The sequence below is a fragment of the Amycolatopsis echigonensis genome (assembly GCF_002846615.1).
Classification (GTDB): domain Bacteria; phylum Actinomycetota; class Actinomycetes; order Mycobacteriales; family Pseudonocardiaceae; genus Amycolatopsis; species Amycolatopsis echigonensis.
The window spans coordinates 1,379,530-1,399,016 of record NZ_PJMY01000003.1 but is presented as its reverse complement, the minus strand read 5'-3'; the positions used below and the strand labels follow the sequence as shown (position 1 = coordinate 1,399,016).

The 19,487-nt window shown below is 69.2% G+C and carries 25 protein-coding genes; 17 read left to right on the top strand and 8 right to left on the bottom strand.

Annotation, left to right across the window (positions count from 1 at the left end):
• Window positions 1-30: 30 nt before the first annotated feature.
• From ATK30_RS11110 to ATK30_RS11095, 4 genes are all read left to right on the top strand, one after another.
• Window positions 31-666: a TetR/AcrR family transcriptional regulator gene (locus ATK30_RS11110; protein ID WP_101440750.1), complete on the top strand. Its 636-nt coding sequence runs from the start codon at window positions 31-33 to the stop codon at window positions 664-666.
• 1 nt (window position 667) lies between these two features.
• Window positions 668-964, top strand: coding sequence for a DUF6204 family protein (locus tag ATK30_RS11105; protein WP_208637322.1), 297 nt, complete (start codon window positions 668-670; stop codon window positions 962-964).
• Window positions 965-1,124: 160 nt separating this feature from the next.
• Window positions 1,125-1,688, top strand: a complete 564-nt coding sequence (locus ATK30_RS11100) for a hypothetical protein (RefSeq protein ID WP_143271370.1) — start codon at window positions 1,125-1,127, stop codon at window positions 1,686-1,688.
• The gene (locus tag ATK30_RS11095) at window positions 1,685-2,680 is read left to right on the top strand and encodes a hypothetical protein (RefSeq protein WP_101435531.1); all 996 of its coding nucleotides are present in this window, start codon (window positions 1,685-1,687) and stop codon (window positions 2,678-2,680) included. Before ATK30_RS11100 ends, ATK30_RS11095 begins: the two co-directional genes overlap by 4 nt.
• Here ATK30_RS11095 and ATK30_RS11090 read toward each other — a convergent pair.
• Window positions 2,677-3,198, bottom strand: coding sequence for a GNAT family N-acetyltransferase (locus tag ATK30_RS11090; RefSeq protein WP_183126730.1), 522 nt, complete (start codon window positions 3,196-3,198; stop codon window positions 2,677-2,679). The two genes, ATK30_RS11095 and ATK30_RS11090, sit on opposite strands and share 4 nt — an antisense overlap.
• 42 nt (window positions 3,199-3,240) lie before the next feature.
• Between ATK30_RS11090 and ATK30_RS11085 the strand changes: the two genes are divergently transcribed.
• On the top strand, window positions 3,241-3,798 hold the full coding sequence (locus ATK30_RS11085; protein WP_101435530.1) for a helix-turn-helix domain-containing protein: 558 nt from the start codon (window positions 3,241-3,243) through the stop codon (window positions 3,796-3,798).
• A 42-nt stretch (window positions 3,799-3,840) separates the two neighbouring features.
• On the opposite strand, the gene ATK30_RS11080 is transcribed toward ATK30_RS11085, so the two are convergent.
• Window positions 3,841-5,430: a DNA polymerase domain-containing protein gene (locus tag ATK30_RS11080; RefSeq protein WP_101435529.1), complete on the bottom strand. Its 1,590-nt coding sequence runs from the start codon at window positions 5,428-5,430 to the stop codon at window positions 3,841-3,843.
• 15 nt (window positions 5,431-5,445) lie between these two features.
• Window positions 5,446-5,922, bottom strand: a complete 477-nt coding sequence (locus ATK30_RS11075) for a MarR family winged helix-turn-helix transcriptional regulator (RefSeq protein ID WP_101435528.1) — start codon at window positions 5,920-5,922, stop codon at window positions 5,446-5,448.
• Between the two features lie 84 nt (window positions 5,923-6,006).
• Between ATK30_RS11075 and ATK30_RS11070 the strand changes: the two genes are divergently transcribed.
• Window positions 6,007-6,642, top strand: a complete 636-nt coding sequence (locus ATK30_RS11070) for an FMN-dependent NADH-azoreductase (RefSeq protein ID WP_101435527.1) — start codon at window positions 6,007-6,009, stop codon at window positions 6,640-6,642.
• Window positions 6,643-6,924: 282 nt separating this feature from the next.
• Here the strand turns inward: ATK30_RS11070 and ATK30_RS11065 are convergent, their stop codons facing one another.
• Entirely contained in the window at window positions 6,925-7,458 is a 534-nt protein-coding gene (locus ATK30_RS11065; RefSeq protein WP_101435526.1) for a GNAT family N-acetyltransferase, read from the bottom strand.
• Window positions 7,459-7,568: 110 nt separating this feature from the next.
• Between ATK30_RS11065 and ATK30_RS11060 the strand changes: the two genes are divergently transcribed.
• The gene (locus ATK30_RS11060; protein ID WP_101435525.1) at window positions 7,569-7,925 is read left to right on the top strand and encodes an ArsC/Spx/MgsR family protein; all 357 of its coding nucleotides are present in this window, start codon (window positions 7,569-7,571) and stop codon (window positions 7,923-7,925) included.
• Here the strand turns inward: ATK30_RS11060 and ATK30_RS11055 are convergent.
• Window positions 7,918-8,682, bottom strand: coding sequence for a sulfite exporter TauE/SafE family protein (locus ATK30_RS11055; protein WP_101435524.1), 765 nt, complete (start codon window positions 8,680-8,682; stop codon window positions 7,918-7,920). The genes ATK30_RS11060 and ATK30_RS11055 overlap by 8 nt on opposite strands.
• Before the next feature lie 86 nt (window positions 8,683-8,768).
• On the opposite strand from ATK30_RS11055, the gene ATK30_RS11050 reads away from it, so the two are divergent.
• The 6 genes from ATK30_RS11050 to ATK30_RS11025 all read left to right on the top strand — a co-directional run bounded on the left by ATK30_RS11050 (window position 8,769) and on the right by ATK30_RS11025 (window position 13,821).
• Window positions 8,769-9,533: an AraC family transcriptional regulator gene (locus tag ATK30_RS11050; RefSeq protein WP_101435523.1), complete on the top strand. Its 765-nt coding sequence runs from the start codon at window positions 8,769-8,771 to the stop codon at window positions 9,531-9,533.
• Between the two features lie 84 nt (window positions 9,534-9,617).
• Complete coding sequence (locus ATK30_RS11045) at window positions 9,618-10,307, top strand: alpha/beta fold hydrolase (protein ID WP_101435522.1); 690 nt, start codon at window positions 9,618-9,620, stop codon at window positions 10,305-10,307.
• Between the two features lie 263 nt (window positions 10,308-10,570).
• The gene (locus tag ATK30_RS44670) at window positions 10,571-11,581 is read left to right on the top strand and encodes a hypothetical protein (RefSeq protein ID WP_143271369.1); all 1,011 of its coding nucleotides are present in this window, start codon (window positions 10,571-10,573) and stop codon (window positions 11,579-11,581) included.
• Between the two features lie 143 nt (window positions 11,582-11,724).
• Complete coding sequence (locus ATK30_RS11035) at window positions 11,725-12,144, top strand: hypothetical protein (protein WP_101435521.1); 420 nt, start codon at window positions 11,725-11,727, stop codon at window positions 12,142-12,144.
• A 10-nt stretch (window positions 12,145-12,154) separates the two neighbouring features.
• Window positions 12,155-13,216: a sensor histidine kinase gene (locus ATK30_RS11030; protein WP_244194583.1), complete on the top strand. Its 1,062-nt coding sequence runs from the start codon at window positions 12,155-12,157 to the stop codon at window positions 13,214-13,216.
• On the top strand, window positions 13,213-13,821 hold the full coding sequence (locus tag ATK30_RS11025) for a response regulator transcription factor (protein ID WP_101435519.1): 609 nt from the start codon (window positions 13,213-13,215) through the stop codon (window positions 13,819-13,821). Before ATK30_RS11030 ends, ATK30_RS11025 begins: the two co-directional genes overlap by 4 nt.
• A gap of 498 nt (window positions 13,822-14,319) precedes the next feature.
• Here ATK30_RS11025 and ATK30_RS11020 read toward each other — a convergent pair whose 3' ends face one another.
• Complete coding sequence (locus ATK30_RS11020; RefSeq protein ID WP_101435518.1) at window positions 14,320-14,694, bottom strand: DUF5997 family protein; 375 nt, start codon at window positions 14,692-14,694, stop codon at window positions 14,320-14,322.
• A gap of 44 nt (window positions 14,695-14,738) precedes the next feature.
• Between ATK30_RS11020 and ATK30_RS11015 the strand changes: the two genes are divergently transcribed.
• Together ATK30_RS11015 and ATK30_RS11010 are read left to right on the top strand one after the other, a co-directional pair.
• Window positions 14,739-15,464: a LysR family substrate-binding domain-containing protein gene (locus tag ATK30_RS11015; protein ID WP_101435517.1), complete on the top strand. Its 726-nt coding sequence runs from the start codon at window positions 14,739-14,741 to the stop codon at window positions 15,462-15,464.
• Between the two features lie 16 nt (window positions 15,465-15,480).
• Entirely contained in the window at window positions 15,481-16,275 is a 795-nt protein-coding gene (locus ATK30_RS11010; RefSeq protein WP_101435516.1) for an SDR family NAD(P)-dependent oxidoreductase, read from the top strand.
• Here the strand turns inward: ATK30_RS11010 and ATK30_RS11005 are convergent.
• Window positions 16,269-17,153 (bottom strand): CPBP family intramembrane glutamic endopeptidase, encoded by an 885-nt coding sequence (locus ATK30_RS11005; protein ID WP_101435515.1) that lies wholly within the window; start codon window positions 17,151-17,153, stop codon window positions 16,269-16,271. The two genes, ATK30_RS11010 and ATK30_RS11005, sit on opposite strands and share 7 nt — an antisense overlap.
• A gap of 25 nt (window positions 17,154-17,178) precedes the next feature.
• The gene (locus ATK30_RS44665; RefSeq protein ID WP_143271368.1) at window positions 17,179-17,361 is read right to left on the bottom strand and encodes a hypothetical protein; all 183 of its coding nucleotides are present in this window, start codon (window positions 17,359-17,361) and stop codon (window positions 17,179-17,181) included.
• 147 nt (window positions 17,362-17,508) lie between these two features.
• Between ATK30_RS44665 and ATK30_RS11000 the strand changes: the two genes are divergently transcribed.
• Complete coding sequence (locus ATK30_RS11000) at window positions 17,509-18,756, top strand: sensor histidine kinase (RefSeq protein ID WP_101435514.1); 1,248 nt, start codon at window positions 17,509-17,511, stop codon at window positions 18,754-18,756.
• On the top strand, window positions 18,744-19,397 hold the full coding sequence (locus ATK30_RS10995) for a response regulator (RefSeq protein WP_101435513.1): 654 nt from the start codon (window positions 18,744-18,746) through the stop codon (window positions 19,395-19,397). Before ATK30_RS11000 ends, ATK30_RS10995 begins: the two co-directional genes overlap by 13 nt.
• Window positions 19,398-19,487: the final 90 nt, after the last annotated feature.

Genomic DNA, 19,487 nt, shown 5'->3' with positions numbered 1-19,487 from the left:
CTAAGTTTGCGGTCTGCTTCACTTTTCGGCGTGGGACTTCGAGAGCGGAAGAAGCAGGAGACGGTGCGGCGCATCGCGGAAACCGCGATGCACATGTTCGTCGAGCGCGGATTCGAGGCGGTGACCATCGCCGAGGTGGCCGAGGCGGCCGACGTCGCGGTCAACACGGTCTACAACCACTTCCGCGTGAAGGAAGACCTGGTGCTGCCGCCGTCGGAGGCTTCCGCGGGACGGCTGGCCGAGATCGTGGCGGCGCGGGCACCGGGGGTGTCCGCGGCGCGTGCGGTGCTGGACCGCCTGCGCGACGAGATCCGGCAACGCTCGCGGACCGTCGGGCTGAGCCCGGGGTTCGGCCGGGTGCTGCCGATGATGCTGGCCGCCCCCACGCTCGCCGCGCGGCTGCGGGACCTCGGCGAACAGATGGTCGCCGAACTCGCCGAGCTGTTGACCGCGGAAACCGGTGCGGCGCCAGGGGATCCGGTGCCTGGACTGGTCGCCGCGCAGATCGGATGGGTGCACAGCCTGCTGTACGGCGAGATCGGCAAACGCACCGTTGCCGGCGAGCGGCCGGACGACATCGCGGAGGCCGCGCTGACGCTCCTCGACGTGGTGGAGGGCCTGCTCAGCGAACAAGTACTGACTTATGCGACCCGGAAGGACGCCTGACATGGACGCGTTCCGCGTGCTCATCCGCGGCAAATTCGACCCCCTCGACGACGAGGCCCGGGCTCTGCTGGAGGACAAGACCGACGTCGCCTTCACCGAGGAAGGCACGTTCACGCACGACGTCAACGCGACAGCGTTCACCTTCCGCTGCCAGGTCCCGGCCGGTCCGGACGACGACGAACGCGCGGCCAAGGACGGTGCGACCGCCGCGCTGGATGCGCACGGCCTGCCGTACCGGGACCTGAACTACGCGGTCACGGACTTGCGGGCGATCAAGATCCGGCGCAAGAAAGGCTAGCGACCTCCGCCAGCGCGGTCGCGACGATTCCGTGGCGGGAGCCGCTGCCGGGTTCGACGGCGAGGTCGTCGTCGGCCGGGACCTGCTGCGGCTCTGACTGGATCCGCCCGAAGTCGCGTCGGTCCCCGGGTTCGGTGCGCTTCGTACCTACAGTGGCCAGGTGACTACGCCTGCAGAGGACCAGCGCGACCACGTGATGGCGCGCGCGTCCGCGCTCCGCCGTGAGCTTCGTGCGGGTCTGGCGCAGCTGCCGGACCAGGCGGACGACGAACGCACGCGGACGCTCGACGCCTTGGTCGAGCGGGCGGAGGCGCTGCTGCGCACCGAGAAGGAAGTCGACGCCGCCGTCGAGCAGGTGCGGCTCGCCCGGTTGGAGGCGAAGCGCGGGAAGGCGCAGCGGACGACGCTGTACCTGGCGGTCGCGCCGGTCGCGGTCGGGATGGTGAGCGGGGCGATGATGCTGTTCGGCGCGCTCAACCCGGTCTGGCTGCTGCTCGCGTTGCCGCTGCTTGGCGCTGGCCTGCGGATCGCGTTCGGGCCGCTCGGGCCGACGCCGTTGATGGTCAGCCGGCGGCAGCGTGCCGCGTACAGCGGGGCGCTGGCCGCGATCTTGACCGCTGTCGCACTCATCGGCACTGGGCCGACCGCCCAGCCGATCGTGGTCATTCTGGCCGCTCTCGCCACGGTGGCGACCGTGGCGTTCCTGGTGCTGGAGGCGCGGTGACCTATTCCGAGTACTACCGCGACACCGAGTACTACCCGGCCGAGGAGGGGCCGGAGGTCGAGCACGACCCGGAACTGCTCGCCCTCACCGACACGGTCGGCGGTATGCAAGAGACCGTCGAGGATCTGGAAAACCGCACCGTCCGCGAGCTTTCCGAGCTGCGCGAGACCGTCGAGTCGTTCACGGAAACGCATTCCCGGCACGAAACCCGGCTCGACCACACCTCCCGGCAGCTTGAACGGCTCCGGCAGCGGTTGCTGGTGCTCGAACGCGCGGTGCGGGTGTCGGAGAAGGTGCCGGTGGTCGACCTCGACAACGTCGGCCCGAGGGTGCGGCAGCTCGCCGCGGAGGCGGAACGGCGGCACAGTCTGGCCGCGCAGCTGCTCACGCCGAGCCAGCGCCGACCGTACGAAGAGGACGTCGCGCGACTGCCGCAGGCGCGGAAAGCGTTGGCGGAGAGCGAAGAAGCGTTGATCGCGGTGCTGGAGGTGCTGGCGAAAGCGGAGCGGGGCACACCGGAACGGGACGACGCGGAGTCGCGACTGTCCGAAGTGGTCGCTCGGCGGCGTGGTGTGCTGGACCGTCAGTTGCCTGCCGCGCAACAGGACGCCGAAGCGGCACAACAGGTTCTGGCGGCGGACGAGGTGACGCGGACCCGGGTGCTGCCGCAGATCGAGAAGTGCGAGCGGGACTGGGAAGAGCTGCATTCCCGGCTGCGCGAGCGCATCACCGACGCGCTCGGGTCGAGCGCGCTGTTGCCGGTGTGGTTCACGCACGCGTTCGGGGTCGCGCCTCCGTCCGGTGCGGCGGGGGACAAGTGGATCCGCGCGGCGACGTCGGCGTTGGCGTACCGGGTGACGCACGGCGTGGTCGATCCGGCGTTGCCACTGGGGGAACCGCCGCCGTCGGACACCGACTGGACGGAACCGAAGTGGTCCTGGCGGGCCCGGCTGGAGCACGACATCGAGGAACTCGACCTCGGCGTGGACTAACGCGGTTCCTCCGGCACGTCGTCCGAAGCGGGTACGAGTTCTCGCTGCATCCAGGTGACGTCGCGCCACGCGCCGTGTTTCCAGCCGATCCGCCGCCAGGTTCCGATGAGCTCGAAGCCCATCGCCTGGTGCAGTCCGACGCTCGGTTCGTTCGGCTGGGTCATCCCGGCGACCGCCATCCGGAAGCCGCGTTCGGCCAGCCGGGCGAAAAGGGCTTCGTACAAGGCTTTTCCGCCACCTGCGCGGCGACGGTCCTGCGCCAGGTAGACGCTCACCTCGCAGGACCAGCGGTAAGCCGCGCGCTCCTTGTACGGGCTGCCGTATGCGTATCCGACGACCTCGCCGTCGATTTCCAGCACCAGCCACGCGTGCGACTTGGTCGCCCTCGCGATGCGGGCGGCCATTTCCGTCGGCGTGGGCGGTTCGGTCTCGAAGCTGATCGTGGTTTCCCGGACGTACGGCGCGTAGATCGCCGCGCACGCCTCAGCGTCCCGTTCTTCGGCAGGTCGGATCAACATGTGCACGATAGTAGACAAGAACCGCTGCTATAGTCGACCACTGTGACCGATCCCCTTTCCGTCTCGCTCGCCGCGGCGGTGCGCGAAGCCCGTCAGGACCGTGGGATGTCCGCTGGCGTGCTCGCCGAACGCTCCGGAGTTTCCCGCGCCATGATCGGGAAAATCGAACGCGGTGAGGCGCAGCCGACGGCCGTGCTGCTGAGCCGGCTCGCCACCGCGCTCGGGCTCACGCTGTCCGAACTCATCGCCCGCGCGGAGGGCGACGACCGCCGCCTCGCCCGTCGCGAGGACCAGCCGACGTGGCAGGACCCGGTCACCGGCTACGTGCGCCGCGCGGTCTCGCCGCCCGGCCACGGGGCCACCGAGCTGGTGGAAATCGACCTGCCGCCGGGCGCTAAAGCCGGATTCCCGGCCAGCTCCTACGCGTTCGCCGACCACCAGGTCTGGGTGCTGTCCGGCCAGCTGCGGTTCCACGAAGGCGAAGTCGTGCACGAACTCGCCGAGGGCGACTGCCTCCAACTGGGCCGCCCGGTCGACTGCGCGTACGAGAATCCCGGCATGCGGCCGTGCCGCTATCTGGTGGTGCTCACCAAACGCTGACTGGGACGCAGTTCGCGCCGAATTTGGCTGATTGCCGGGGTCTCACGACAGCTGCGGCAGGCGTTGGTGCACGTCGAGCAGTTGCGCGAAGGGATCTCCCACCTTCGCCACGCGATCGAGCACCGTCCGGATCGTCCACCGATCCGGAGTGAGGTCGGGGTCGTCGAGTTCGTCCCACTCCAGCGGGACGGACACCGGCGCCCCCGGCTTCGGGCGCACGCTGTACGGCGCGACAAGGGTTTTGTTCAGCACGTTCTGCGTGTAGTCGAGCCGAGCCAGTCCGCCGCGGCGATCCTTGTGCCACGCCCAGCTCACCAGGTCCGGCACGATCTTCCCGATCGACTTCGACACGGTTTCCGCCCACGCCCGGGTCTCCGCGTACGTGTACCGCGGCTCAACCGGCACCCAAATCTGGATACCGCGCTGTCCGGTGGTTTTCGGCCGTCCGATGAGCCCGAAGTGGTCCAGCGCGGTGCGGTGCAGCCGGGCGAGCGCGAGCACGTCGTCGAACGAGGTCTCCGAACCGGGGTCGATGTCGAACAGCAGCCAGGTCGGATGCTCGACGTCGGACGTGCGCGACGTCCAGGCGTGCAGCTCCAGCGCGGCGAAATTCGCCAGCCAGGCCAGATCCGCGACGCCGGAGGGCACGAGGTACTGCTGCACGTCGTCACGGTCGGCCGCTTCGTAATGCCAGCGGTGCAGCCACTCCGGCGCGTGGTCGGGGACTTCCTTGTGCCAGAACCCGGGTTTGCCGATGCCGCCGGGGAACCGGTGGGTGTTGAGCGCGCGGCCGGCGAGGTAGGGCAGCATCGTCGGCGCGATCCGGGTGTAGTACTCGATCAGCTCCCGTTTGGTGATCGGCTCTTCGCCCTCGCGGCCGGGGAGCAACGTCTTGTCGAGGTTGGTGACCTTCAACTGCCGACCGGCGACCGTCCACGTGCCCTGCTTGCCCAGCTCGTTCAGCGCGGCCAGTTCCTCCTCGGAGGCTGGCTTGAACACTGGATGCAGCGGCACTTCCGCTTCGGTCGCGGGCAGATCGCTTCGCCACAACGCAGGTGGGGCGGCCGCGATTTCGTCATTGGTGAGCCCGCTCTTGACTGACTTCGGATGGTCCTCGGCGTCCCAGCCCGGGGTGGCGTAGTCGTCCTGCTTGTGCAGCAGAAACCACTGCTTCCCGTCGTCGTCCTTCTTGGGATGGATCAGCACGAAGCGTCCGGCCAGCTTCTCGCCGTACAGATCGAAGTGCAGGTTCCCGTCCGCGAGTGCCTGCTCAGGATCGTCCGTGTCGACCGGCTCCCAGCGCCCGCGGTCCCACACGATCACGTCGCCGCCGCCGTACTCGCCGCGCGGGATCACGCCCTCGAAATCGGCGTACTCCAGCGGATGGTCCTCGACGTGCACGGCCATCCGCCGTGCCTTCGGATCGAGCGTCGGCCCCTTCGGCACCGCCCAGCTGACCAGCACCCCGCCCAGCTCGAGGCGGAAGTCGTAATGCTTCCGCCGCGCCCGATGCCGCTGCACGACGAAGCGGTAGCCAGGTTCCTTCGGGGCGTCCGCACCAGACGGCTCGTCGGTCTTCGCGAAGTTGCGCATGGCGCGGTACTTCGCCAACCGCTCGGCGGCGCCGTCCATTCGCTGCCCCTCCCGTCAGCAGGTCGGAGGTTCCTCCGTGCAAGCACTGCTGTCGACCGTTCCGGAAGCCGCCTGCACCAGCAAGTTGTAGAGCTGCTCGCGCTGGTTCGGATCGAGCGCCGCGAAGACCTCGTCCTCCACCGCCGCGAGCGCCGCCTCGGCGCGGGCCAGCTCCTTCGCGCCGCGCTCGGTCAGCACGACGACGTGCCGCCTGCGGTCCTCGGGCGACCGGTGCCGCTCGATCAGCTGGCCGGCCTCGAGGTCGTTGAGCAGGCCGACGACGTTGGTGCTGTCCATCTCGAGGATCTGCGCGAGGGACTGCTGGGTGCTGGACCCGCGGGTCTGGAGGACGGTCAGGGCGATCAAATGCCGAGGCCGCAGCCCGAACGGAGCGAGCACGCTCTCCGCGCGCAGCCGGATGCGGCGCGCGAAGTGCTCGAGCAACGCACCAGACCTGCGCGGAGCCTGGGCGACGAGCGGCAGCGGAGCCATGTGTCCAGTCTACGAGACAAGCCGGGTAGCTGCCGTGCTATAAATGGTTTGTCTTACACAAACTATCTATGGACGGTCATCGACATGGCACACCTGCTGCACCTCGACTCCAGCATCAACGGCGACCGCTCGGTGAGCCGCAAGCTCAGCGCCCGGGCAGCCCAGGCCTGGCTCGCCGCCCACCCGGACGGGACGGTGACCTACCGAGATCTCGGCGCGAACCCGATCCCGCACCTGGATCCGCTGGCCTGGGAAGCCCGGATCCTCCCCGCGTCCGAGCACACCGCAGCCCACCGCGAAGCCGCGCGAATCGGCGAAGAACTGGCCGCGGAGGTACTGGCCGCGGACACCGTGCTGCTGGGCCTGCCGCTCTACAACTACGGCGCACCGAGCTCGGTGAAGGCCTGGGTGGACCGCCTGATCGCGTCCGCAGGCGACGACCCGTCAGTGCTGGGCGCAGGCCGGGAACTCCTGGTCGTGGCCAGCCGCGGCGGAGGCTACGGCGAAGGCACCCCCCGACACGGCTGGGACCACGCAGAAGGCTGGCTGCCGCACGGCCTTTCGCTGACCGGCCTGGAACCGCGCTTCATCACGGCGGAATTCACCATGGCAGACGTCAACCCCGCACTGGCGGAATTCCGCTCGCACGCCGAAGAAAGCCTTTCCGCAGCGGAACGAGAAATCGACGCCCTCTGGACCCCCGCAGGTGCCACCCGCTGACTGCACGACGTACGTAAAGGGCTCCTCGAGGAACCAAGATCTCCTCAAGGAGCCCTTCGCGGACCACGACCAGCCCAACCGCAGCCGATGCACCCAACAATCGAGGCACCCACACCACCCCCGCACCCCGATACGAAGCCTCCCTGCGGTCTGAGGGTGGTTGTCAAGGCATCTTTCCCGCCTTGACAACCACCCTCAGACCGTCAGCACACTCGGGCTTCGGGGTGCCCCACCGCACGACCCGGCGCAATGTCGCCGCCAGGCGACGAGCCAGCGGAGGACTCAAACAACATCCCCCCGCCGAATCCGGTAAACCTGCAACCTCAGCTCGTAATACTTCGTAGTCTCCCCGACCCACTGCATCCCGATCCGCTCCGCGGTAGCGATCGCCCGGGAATTGCTGGGCCGCGCCACCGCGAACAACTCGTCGGTCCCGTCCTGCTGAAACGCCCACTCCACCAACGCCCGCGCGGCCTCGGTCGCGTACCCGTGTCCCCACTCCTCGGGCCGCAACTGCCAGCTCAGCTCCAAATCCTCGCGGTAGGGCGGCAGCAACCGGATCCCCAGCCCGCCGATGACCCGCCCGTCGGACCGAAGCTCGACGGCCCACCGTCCCCGGGGCGGAATCAGATTGGGCTGCGCCTCCTGCCACGCTTGCAACACCGACCGCATCGCCGCTTCGTCGGCGACCCGGTCCATCGCGGGCGTGAGCCAATGCGTGACATCGGAAGAGCCGTAGATCTGGTACGCGGCTTCGGCGTCGTCCGGCGTCCAGTCCCGGATCACGAGACGGTCGGTGGTCAGCGGCAGGGTCATGTACGAACGGTACGCCCGTTCCACCCGGTCGGGGCAGGTGATCCAGGACGCACCGAACGCTCTTGTCCGCCAAGGACTCCGCCCGATCCGGCGCGGGTTAAACTGCCCGGGTGGAGATCTGGGTGAACCCGCGTTGTTCCAAGTGCCGCTCGGCGGTGTCGCTGCTCGACGAGGCCGGCGCGGAGTACACCGTGCGCCGCTACCTGGAGGACCCGCCGACCGAGGCGGAACTCGTCGCGGTGCTCGACCGGCTTGGCCTCGACCCGTGGGACATCACCCGCACCGGCGAGAAAATCGCCGGTGAACTCGAGCTGAAATCCTGGTCCCGTACCCCGGAAGACCGTCCGCGGTGGATCGCCGCGCTCGCCGAGCACCCCGAGCTGATCCAGCGGCCGATCATCACCGCCGACGACGGCACCACCGTGGTCGCCCGCGACGAGGAGGCCGTCCGGTCCGTGCTCAGCTGACCGCGACCGCGATCAGCGCCGCCGCCAGCAGCCCCACGTACGCGACGGCATGCACCTTGTCCGGCAACCGGTCGGCGACCCGTCGCACGAGCGCGATCGTCGGCAGTGAACCGGCCAGCAGCGCCACGCCCGCGATGGGATCGAGATACCCCGACGGTCCGCCGCTCGCCGTCGCGTAGACCGCCGTCGCCACGACCGCGACCGGCACGCTGAGCGGGTTCGCCATCGCGGCCGCGTCCGCCATCGGAAGCCCCTTGCGGCGCAGCAACGGCACCGTCATGACGCTGCCGCCCACTCCGAGAAAGCTTGCCACCGCACCGATTCCGACGCCGCCCGCGGTCGTCGTGAACGTGCTCAGCGGCTTCGGTTTTCCTTGCGGCTTCAGGAATCCGCCGCGCGCCAGACTGTCCACAATGGTCACTGCCAGGTAGGTGACGAACAGGATCCGCAGCAATCCGTCTCCCGTATAGGTCGCGGCAATCGAACCCGCGATGGCGCCGATCGCGACGAACGCGGCGAGCGGCCAGACGTAATCGCGACGGAGACGTCCGGCCCGGGCTTGCACGACGGTCGCGCTGGCCGCGTTCACCACCATCACCGCGGTGGACGTAGCGACGGCGACGTGCATCGCGTCGCCGCGATTCGTGACCGCTGCGACCACCGGCACGGTGACGAACCCGCCGCCGAAACCGAACAGCACGGTCGTGACGCCGCTGAGGCAGCCGAAAAGCAGAAGAGTCAGGATCGAGGTCAGCACTGGCCTCAAAGTAGATCGTCACGGATGCGGCTCGCATTCGAAGATTCGCCAGGTTCTTTCGAGTATCGGACACCTACCCTGGAGGCATGCGCAACGTTCCGTTGTCCGAGGTGGACGCCCTGCCGAGGGCCGTGCTCGCGATCAGCACGGACTATCCGCCGGACCACTTCCTGCCGCCGCATCGCCACCGTCGCGCGCAGTTCCTCTACGGTGCCACCGGTTCCATGCGCGTCGGAACTGCCGATGGAACCTGGACCGTCCCAACGCGGCGCGCGGTGCTGATCCCGCCGGAGACCGACCACAGCGTCGTGATGACGAACGTGACCACGCGCAGTCTCTACCTGGAACCGTCGGCCGTACCGTGGTTTCCGCGCCGCTGTCAGACTGTCGACGTCTCGCCTCTGCTGCGGGAATTGCTGCGGGAAGCCGTAGACGTCGCTCCCGAGTATCCCCGCCGCGGCCGCGATGCTACGCTGATTTCCCTTCTGCTGCACGAGATCTCCCGCTGCGTTCCGCTGCCGCTGGAACTCCCGTGGCCGCGGCACGAGGGCTTGCGCGCACTGTGTCAGTCCTTTTCGGACGCTCCCGATGTGCACGATCCGCCGTCTCGCTGGGCGGAGGAATTGCACGTCAGCGAGCGGACTCTGCATCGCCTCTTCCGTGCTGAAACGGGCTTGAGCTTCGCCCGCTGGCGCGAACGGGCCTGTGTGCTGCACGCGCTCCCGCTGCTGGCCGCGGACCTTCCGGTCGCCGAGGTCGCGGTCACGCTCGGATACGAAAGCCCCGCCGCCTTCACGACGATGTTCAGCCGCCTGCTCGGCGCCCCGCCCCGGGCCTATCGAGAACCATGACGCAGGTCTCATTGAGTACAACTTGATCGTGCACAACTTAGTTGTACTGTTAGCGGCGTTCGGAACTTTCTCTGAGGAGGACCCATGACTGCCACTGTCGTTCTGGTGCACGGCGCGTTCGCGGATTCGTCCAGCTGGAACGGGGAGATCGAGCGGCTGCGAGCCGCCGGGCACCGGGTGATCGCGGCGGCGAACCCGCTGCGCGGAGTCGCCGAGGACGCCGCCTCCGTGCGGTCTTTGCTGGACAGCATCGAGGGCCCGATCGTCCTGGTGGGCCACTCCTACGGCGGCTCGGTTATCTCGGCCGCCGCGGTGGGCCACCCCGGGGTGCGGGCGCTCGTCTACATCGCGGGTTTCCTTCCGGACGAGGGCGAAAGCGCCGGTGAGCTGGCCGGGAAGTTCCCTGGCGGGACGCTCGGGGAGACTTTGGAGCAGGTCGCTCTGTCGAGCGGTGCCGACCTGTACGTCCGGCAGGACCTCTTCCACCAGCAATTCGCGGCGGACGTCCCGGCCGCGCAGGCCGTTCTGATGGCGGCAGGTCAACGCCCGATCGCCGCGGCGGCCCTGGACGAGGCTTCGCCCGCACCGGCGTGGAAGGACTTGCCGGTGTACAGCCTGATTCCCACTGCGGACAAGAACATCCCGCCCGCAGCGCAGCGCTTCATGGCGGAACGCGCGGAGGCCGAGGTCGTCGAGGTGGCGGACGCGTCGCACGCGGTGCTGGTTTCGCAGCCGGAGGTGGTCGCGGAGCTGATCTTGCGCGCTGCTCGGTGAGGTTGGCGCGGTGAGGCCGGTCCGCGTCGCGCGTCTGGAGGCGCTGCGCGGACAGGGTGCGAGCACTGGGCGGGTGCGTTGCATCGGCGGGGGAGGCCCGGCAGGTCAGTGATCCTGGTTGCGCGGGCCGTGGTGATTGGCGTGGTCAGCGGCCTCGTTGTGCGGTTATCCGGGGGCCACTCGGTCCCGTGGTGCGGACTGGTCATGGCCGAGCCGGACTTTCACCGTTCGCCGAGTCGGTACGGCAGTTACCATCGGCGGCCATGAGCACCTCAGGGGGTCCACAAGAGCAGCCTGGCACGTCGCAGGAGCCGGGCGCGGTCCCGCCGGGATGGCAGGCGCCTCCGGCGGGCGCCGGGGCGGGTTATCCGCAAGCCGGCGCTCAGCCGGGTTATCCGCAGCAGCCGGGGCAGCCGCCGCAGTACGGACAGCCCGCGCAACAGTACCCGGGCCAGCCCGCGCCGGGCTCGTACCCGGGCCAGGCCGGGCAGCCGCAGCAGTACGCGGGGCAGCCTGCGCAGGGGCAGTACCTGGGACAACCGGCACAGCCGCAACCCGGCCAACCGCAACCCGGGCAACCGCAATTCGGCCAGCCGCAACCGGGCCAGCCCCAGTTCGGCCAGCCGCAGCCGGGTCAGCCGTACCCCGGCCAGCCCGCTTACCCCGGCCAGCAGGGTTATCCAGCACAACAGCCGGGCTATCCCGCCCAGCCGCAGCCGGGGGCCGGTTACGCCGCGCCGCCGCCCGGCCAGGCCTATCCGGCCCAGAACCAGCCCCTCACCAAGCCCGGGCTCGGCGCCATCCCGGTGGCTCTCGGCGGCATTCTCGAGATCGTCGCCCTCTTCGTCCCCTGGGTCACGTTCACGCTGGGCTCCCAGACGGCCTCGGTCACCTTCATCGACGCCTTCGGCAAGATGACGTCCGGCTCCGACAGCTTCGCCGCGATGTACGTGCGGTTCCTCGCCTTCGTGCTGATCGCCGCGTCGCTGGGGGCCACCCTCCCGTGGGTGCTCGGCGCGCTGCGCACCAAGAAGTCCGCCTACTGGCTGAGCGGGATCCGCAGCCGCGAGCTGACGCCGCCGAACTTCTGGTGGTACCGCACCGTCTTCGCGGGGCGGGCCACCCTGATGCTGATCTTCCACATCGCCGGCATCGTCGCGATGTTCTCCGAGGACCTGTCGAAGATCGGCCTCGGCGCGTATCTGCTCGTTCTCGGCGGAGTGCTCGTGGTCGTCGGCGCGGCGATCGGGCCGAAGCTCACGGCTGCCCGCTGACGTCGCGGATGACCGGGTTCTGACAAATGTCATCGCGCACTGATGCGCGGTGACACTACGGCCCGCTTGCCCGTCCGCCCACCATGGGACGGGCAAGCGGCGCCGGATCCACCGGGCCGGCTGATGGTCCGGAAAGGACAGTCATGAACTCCCGTCCCGCAACGGTTTCCTCTCCGCTCCGCACCGACCCGGCACTACGGGCGGTCCGCGTCCTCACCGGGGCTTACCTGGCGCTGAGCGTGCTCACTCTCGGCGCGATCTTCCTCTTCCGCAACGACCCGTCGATGGTCACCGACGTCGTCTGGGTCCGCGCCACGATCGTCGCGGCCAGCGCGCTGCTCACGTTCCTGTTCGCGAGAAGCGCGGCTCGCGGGTCGAAACGGGGGCTGCTGCGGCTCCGGATCGTGTCGGCGGTGATGACGGTCGCGATCATCGTCATCGTCTCGATCCCGGGGTTCCTCCCGCTGTGGGTCCGGCTGGAACAGGGCGTCTGCGGATTGCTGCTGCTGGCAGTGGTCGTCCTGGTCAACGGACGGCACGTGCGTTCGCTGTTCTCCGAGTAGCGTGCCGGACGTGGACCGCGGCCCCGATTCCGACGCGCAACGCTGGGTACTGGGCTGGCGCCGGCTCGTGCTGGACGCCGGCCTCCTGGTGTATCCGCTGATCGTCCTCGCCCAGACGGCCGGCCAGCCAGTGGCGGTGGTAGTGCTGCTGGCGTTCTGCGCGTGCTACATCGGGGCGGCCGTTGCTGCTTACGCGTTTCGGAGCCGGCTCTTCTGGATCCTGACCGGGGTGTTGACGGCGCTGTTCGCCGTCGTGCTGCCGATCGCTCGGGCGAACGCGTTTTACCTGCTTGCGGTGGTGGTTTCGCTCGCTGTTCCACGATTGCCGCGCTGGGGTGTGGTCCTCGTGCCGATCGCCGCGGCGGCGACTGTGGTGGTGCCGTGGGCGGTCTGGCATACCGATCCGGGGTGGGCGCAGGCGGCTGCGCTGGTGTTCACCGTGCTGGTGGTCGTCGCGTTCGCGGAGGCGTTGCGGGCGAACCGGGCGCTGGTGCAGGCGCGGGCGGAGGTGCAGCGGTTGGCAGCTGATGCGGAGCGGTCGCGAATTTCGCGGGATTTGCATGATCTCTTGGGGCATTCGCTCACTGCGATCACGGTGAAGAGCAATCTTGCCCGGCGGCTCGCGGCCAAGGGGGATGGGCGAGCGGTCGAGGAGATCGGGGAGGTCGAGCAGTTGTCCCGGCAGGCGCTCGCGGATGTTCGGGCGGCGGTTTCCGGTTACCGTGAGGTGACGCTTGCCGGGGAGCTTGCGCGTGGGCGGGAATTGCTGCGGGCGGCGGGGATCAGCGCGGAGTTGCCGACTGCGGCGGACGGGCCGCATCAGGAATTGTTCGGCTGGGTGGTCCGAGAGGGATTGACGAATGTGGTCCGGCATTCTCGGGCGACCAGTTGTGCGGTGATTGTTTCGGGGGATTCCGTGGAGATTCGGGACGACGGTGTCGGTTCCGCGTCGGACCCCGGGAATGGGTTGTCCGGGCTGCGGGATCGCGTGGCGGCGGCTGGCGGGCGGATGGACGCGGGGCCGGTGCGGCCTCGGGGGTGGCGCTTGCGGGTGACAGTGGGGGAAGCGTGACTATTCGGTTGTTGCTCGCGGATGACCAGGCACTGGTGCGGCAGGCGTTGGGGACCTTGCTTGACCTGGAGGACGACTTCGAGGTGGTCGCCCAGGTGGGGCGAGGGGACGAGGTGGTGGGGGCGGCGCTTGAGCATCGGCCGGACGTCGCGTTGCTGGACATCGAGATGCCGGGGCTGGACGGGTTGGCCGCGGCGGCGGTGCTGGCGGAGCAGGCGCCGGAGTGCCGGGTGGTCGTGTTGACGACGTTCGGGCGGGCTGGGTATTTGCGGCGGGCCATGGAGGCTGGGGCTGTCGGGTTTGTGGTCAAGGACGCGCCCGCGGAGGCGTTGGGCGATGCGATTCGGCGGGTGATGGCGGGGGAGAGGGTGGTGGATCCGGCATTGGCGGTCGCGACTTTGGCTGCGGGGGAATCGCCATTGACTGCTCGGGAGAGGGATGTGTTGATCGCCGCTCGGGGTGGGGGGTCGGTGGCGGAGATCGCGGGGAGTTTGTATTTGTCGGAGGGGACGGTGCGGAATTATTTGTCGGGGGCTATTGCCAAGACTGGGGCGCGGAACCGGATGGGGGCGGTGAGGGTGGCTGAGGATCGGGGGTGGTTGTGAGGTTCGTCTGCTCGTCGCCTGGCGGCGACATTGCGCCCGGTCCTCGCGTGGGGCACCCCGAAGCCTGAGTGTGCTGACGGTCTGGGGGTGCTTGTCAAGGCGGGAAAGATGCCTTGACAAGCACCCCCAGACCGCAGGGGGGCTTCGTATCGGGGTGCGGGGGTGGTGTGGGAGCCTCGATTGTTGGGTGCGTCGGCGGCGGTTTGGCGCGCCTCGCGGGCGATGCCGAGGTCATCGGGGGAGGTGTGAGGGGCTCTGACTTCCTCGCAGATACCTGCGGAGTTAGGTTCTGCGATCCATGCGTCAGCAGTGTTCGGCGCTGGCCAGCATTGCGATAGTGAGTGCTTAGCGGCACGCGCGCTACTGAGAAACCTCAATGCGGCATTGGGTGTGTGGGATGGAGCGGATGCCACATTGGGTGCGTCGCAGCACCGGGCTCGGGGGTGAAGGAGCCTTCACGGGCGTCGAGCCGAGCCGGGAGTGTCCGAAGTGGACTGCCTAGGCGGTCTTCTCCGCGGCCAGGCGGGCGGCTTCGCGGCGGACTTCGGCTTGGGTTTCGCGTTCGCGTTGCAGCCAGGCGGGGTTCTCGGTCTTCAGGGCCTCGATCTGGTCCGTCGTCAGGGCTTCGGTGATGCCGCCCCGGGCGAGGCCGCCGATGGAGACTCCCAGTTTCGCTGCCACTACCGGGCGCGGGTGCGGGCCGTTGCGGCGGAGTTCGCGCAGCCATTCCGGCGGGTCGGTCTGCAGGGCGTTCAGTTCGTCGCGCGAGACGGCGCCCGCGCGGAATTCTGCGGGGGTCGCTTCGAGGTAGACGCCCAGCTTCTTCGCTGCCGTCGCCGGCTTCATGGTCTGGGGGGTCTTCTGCGCCGTCATGCCCACCAGCGTAACCGGCGCCCCTTCGCCGGTAGCCTTGCCACGTGACAGGAGCCGACCAGCCCTCGGCGTTCCGGCTCGCCTACGTTCCGGGTGCGACCCCCGCGAAGTGGGTCCGGATCTGGGGCGAACGCCATCCCGAAGTGCCGCTTGACCTGGTCGCGGTCACCGCCGCCGAGGCCGCCGACGTCGTTCGCGAGGGCGGGGTCGACGCGGCTTTGCTGCGGCTGTCCGACGACCGCGAGGGCCTGCACGCGATCCCGCTCTACACCGAGACCACGGTGGTCGTCGTCCCCAAGGATCACCTGGTCGCGGCCGCCGACGAGGTGTCCATCGCGGACCTCGCGGACGAACTCGTGCTGCATCCGCTCGACGACTCGCTCGGGTGGGACCACCTGCCCGGCAAGCCCGCGCTTGAGCGGCCGGAGACGACCGGCGACGCGATCGAGCTGGTGGCTGCGGGCGTCGGCGTGCTGATGGTGCCGCAGTCGCTCGCCCGGCTGCACCATCGTCGCGACCTCACTTACCGGCCGGTCGAGGACGCGCCGCAGTCGCGCGTCGCGTTGTCCTGGCCGGAGGGCGAGACCAGCGACCTGGTGGAGCAGTTCATCGGGATCGTTCGTGGGCGCACGGTGAACAGCACCCGCGGGCGGCAGGAAACGCAGGCGAAGACGGGCAAGGCGCCTGCCAAGAAGAAGCAGCGCGAACCGGACCGTCGCCGGAACGTGCCCAAGTCCGGCGGGCGCGGTAAGCCTCGCCGTCGTCGTTGACTTCGAGGGAGAAGCCGTGGATCTCGGTCTGAAGGGCAAATGCGCGGTCGTCACGGGGGCCAACCGCGGGATCGGGCTGGCGGTTGCCGAGGTGCTCGCGGCGGAAGGAGCGGACCTCGCGCTCGTCGCCCGGGACGCTGAAGCGCTTGCCGCTGCGGCGGAAAGCGTCGGCAGGCACGGCACGAAGGTGGTAGCCGTGGCCACGGACACCACTGACGACGCTGCGGTCACGGCGATGGCGGAGCGGGTCAACGCGGAGTTCGGGGCGGCGGATCTCCTGGTCAACTGCGCGGCTCCGGCGTCGAGCGGGGTCCGGACGCCGCTCGACGACCTGCGCGACGAGGACCTGCGCCTCGAGATCGAGACCAAGGTGCTCGGCTACCTGCGGTGCGCCCGCGCGCTCGCGCCGGGGATGCGGGAGCGCGGCTGGGGCCGGATCGTGAACGTCAGCGGGCTCAACGCGCGGCTGGCCGGTTCGACGTTCGGTTCGATCCGCAACGTCGCGGTCGCGGCGATGACCAAGAACCTCGCCGACGAGCTGGGGCCGCAGGGAATCACCGTGACGGTCGTGCATCCGGGGTACACGGTCACCGAGCGGACGCCGGAGAAGTTCGCCGAGATCGCCGCGGCACGCGGGATTTCGGTGGCGGAGCTGGAAAAGGGCCTCACCGCCGGGGTGAGCATCGGGCGCTTGGTGACTGCGGCTGAGGTAGCGGACGTGGTGGCGTTCCTGGCGTCCCCGCGCAGCGTGGCGATCAACGGAGACGCCATCGCGGTCGGCGGCGGCGTCCCCGGCCAGATCTACTACTGAACGACCTGGAGTTCGCTCCGGGATTCCGTCGTCGAGCGCGGGCAGCCGAGACGGCCCTTGGTCGCAGTGAGCACGATCAGCGCGGCTGCGGCGAACGCGGCGAACAGCAGGTGCTCGGCGAGTTTCGGGTCCGCGCTGGGGAACAGTTCCGCCCAGGCGACGGAGAGGTAGTTATTGATCCCGGCGTGCAGCAGCAGCGCGATCGGCAAGCTTTCGCCGCTGCGGTTGAACACCCAGGTCATCACGAAGCTGATCGCGATGGCGGTCGCGACGAACTCGAGCACCGACCAGACCGTCACGTCCGGCCAATGGCCCCATTCGGTGAAGAACAACGGCAGATGCCAGACGCCCCACAGCGGACCGAGGATCAGCGTTCCGCGCAACGGGCCGTACTTCGGCTGCAGATGCGGCAGGGCGAAATCGCGCCAGCCGGGTTCTTCGGCGAGGCCAGTGGTGAGCACCTGCAGCACGAAACCTAAGACCCACACCAGGATCAGCGACGCGGCGGGGACCCGGAACGCTCCGGCGAACGGCAGGCTGGACAGCGTCAGCACGACCGGGACAGCGAAGAGCGCGAGTGCGTACCACCTCCAGTTCACCCGCCAGCGCAGCAACCGGCCGACCCACGCCCGCAGTCCGGGGCGGCCTTCCGCAAGCGCGGTGACGAGGAACGCGGAGAAGATCGGACCGAGGTATGCACCGGGGAGCATGCCCAGGATTTGCGTCGTGCCGAGCACTGGCGGGAATCCGAAGTGGACGATGCCGAGGCCGTTGTCCGAGAGCACGTAAGGGATCCAGCCGAGCCAGCTCAGTGTGATGGCGAGCGTGAAGAAGGTCGTGATCGGGCGGCGCGCGACGAAAGCGCGGAAGGCAGTCATGGCTGTTGTCTCCGTTGTGGACGGTTCAGCGGTGGGTGCGGTAGTTCGCGATGAGCGCGATGCCCGCGGCGAGGGTGACGACGCCGAAAACGGTGCTCAGCACGAGGTTCACGCCGAGGGCTGAGGTGACGGCGTTGGCTGCGCCGCTGAGCACCAGCACGCCCCACAGCAGCGGCCGAGTGCTTTCTCTGGGAGGGGATTTCGTCATGCCGGGAACGCTACGAATCGAGGCTCGGCAAGACGATCCCGTGCACAGGAGGATTCGAGGTACAGCAGGCTGTACTCCTTCGCGCCGCGGCGGCGTCGGGGCGGATTTCTGGGCTAGGGTTCGGCGCAGGAGGCGCTAGGAGGTGCGATGGCAACCGCGGGCGAACCCCGGCCGCGTCCGTGGACCGTGCGCGTCCGGGCTGCCCTCGACGCGCTGGAACACCTCGTCGGCGGGATCGGCACCTCGGTGCTGGCGCTGCTGGTCCTGCTCGGCGTAGCCGTGGTCGCGGTGCTGTGCCTGGTGGGCGTCGGAGTGCTGCTGGCACGGCCGATGCTGCGCGTCGTGCACGCGGTCGCCGATCGGGAACGGATCCGGCTCACCGCGATGAAACCGGACGTGATCAGCCCCGGACCGGGTCCCGAACGGCTCGGTGCGGCCCTGCGCGACCGGACGGTGCAACGCGAACTGCTGTGGCTCGCGGTGCACGGCCTGACCGGTTTCCTGCTCGGCTTCATCGCGCTGACGATCGTGCTCAACACCGCGCGCGACGGGCTTTTCCCGCTCTACTGGTATTTGCTCCCGCCGGACGACGCGACGGCGTCACTGGGCTGGCCGGTGCACAGCCTGGCGGAAGCTCTCCCGGTGTCGCTTCTCGGTGTTGCGTGGGCGTTCCTGTCGGTCGCGCTGCTGCCCGCGCTGGCACGGCTGCAGGCGCTGCCCGGCCGACGGCTGCTGCCCGCGGGCTCGGACGCTGACGTCGCGCTCCGGATCGCCCACCTCACTGCCACCCGGGCCGCCGCGCTCGACGCGCATTCCACCGAACTGCGCCGCATCGAGCGAGCGCTGCACGACGGCACACAAAACCGGCTGGTCGCGGTGAACGTCCTGGTCGGCGCGGCCCGCCGGGCAGCCGCCCGCGGTTCGGAAGACGTCGACGAGATCCTCGGCCGCGTGCAGGACGCCACCGAGGCTGCTCTCGCGGAATTGCGTGCGGTGGTGCGCAGCATCCTGCCGCCCGTGCTGGCCCACCGGAACCTCGCCGACGCGTTGACCGCGCTCGCCGCGGACTGTCCGGTCCCGTGCACGATCGACGCCGACCTGCCTGGCCGGTACGCCGCTTCGGTGGAGGCGTCGGTGTATTTCGTGGTCGCCGAAGCGCTCACGAACGTCGCCAAGCACAGCGGTGCCAGCAGCGCCGAAGTGGTCTTGCGACGCGAGAACGACGTGCTCCGCCTCCGCGTCACCGACGACGGCCGCGGCGGTGCGGCCGAAACCGGCGGCTCGGGACTCGGCGGGATGCGCCGCCGGATCGAGGCGCTCGACGGAACATTCGCGCTGGCGAGCCCCGCCGGCGGACCGACCATCCTGACTGTGAGCCTGCCATGCGGATTGTGATCGCCGAGGACGACCCGTTGCTGCGCGAAGGACTCGCGCTCCTGCTGCACGCCGAGGGCCTCGACGTCGTCGCGACCACCGACAACCCGGCCGATTTCCTTGCCGCCGTGGACAAATACGAGCCGGACACCGCGGTTGTGGACGTCCGGATGCCGCCGACGCACACCGACGAAGGCATCGTCGCGGCGGTCGAAGCCCGTCGCCGACGTCCGGGGCTGGCGGTGCTGGTGCTGTCAGCCTACGTCGAGCAGGCCTTCGCGACCGACCTGCTGGGCAGCGGCAGCGCGCGGCTCGGGTATCTGCTGAAGGAACGCGTCGGGCGGGTCGCCGAGTTCATGGAAGCCCTGAACCGGGTGGCCGACGGCGGGACGGCGATCGATCCGGAAGTGGTGGCGCAGCTGCTGACCCGGACGCGCGCGGATTCCGGACTCGAACGGCTCAGCCCGCGGGAACGGGAGGTGCTGGCACTCATGGCGGAAGGATGGGGAAATGGCGCGATTGCCGAACGATTGGTGGTGACCGACGGCGCGGTCCACAAGCATATCCGCAGCATTTTCGCGAAACTGCAGTTAGCGCCGGACGACAGTGCTGATCGGCGGGTGACCGCGGTTCTGCGGTATTTGGAGGAAGCCAGGCGTTGATTCTTCGCGCGATTCTGGACGGATCGGTCAGCACCCGGCGGCTAGCGGCCCGAGGCAATCCGCGCACGCGGAGACGGCACCGGACGAGCC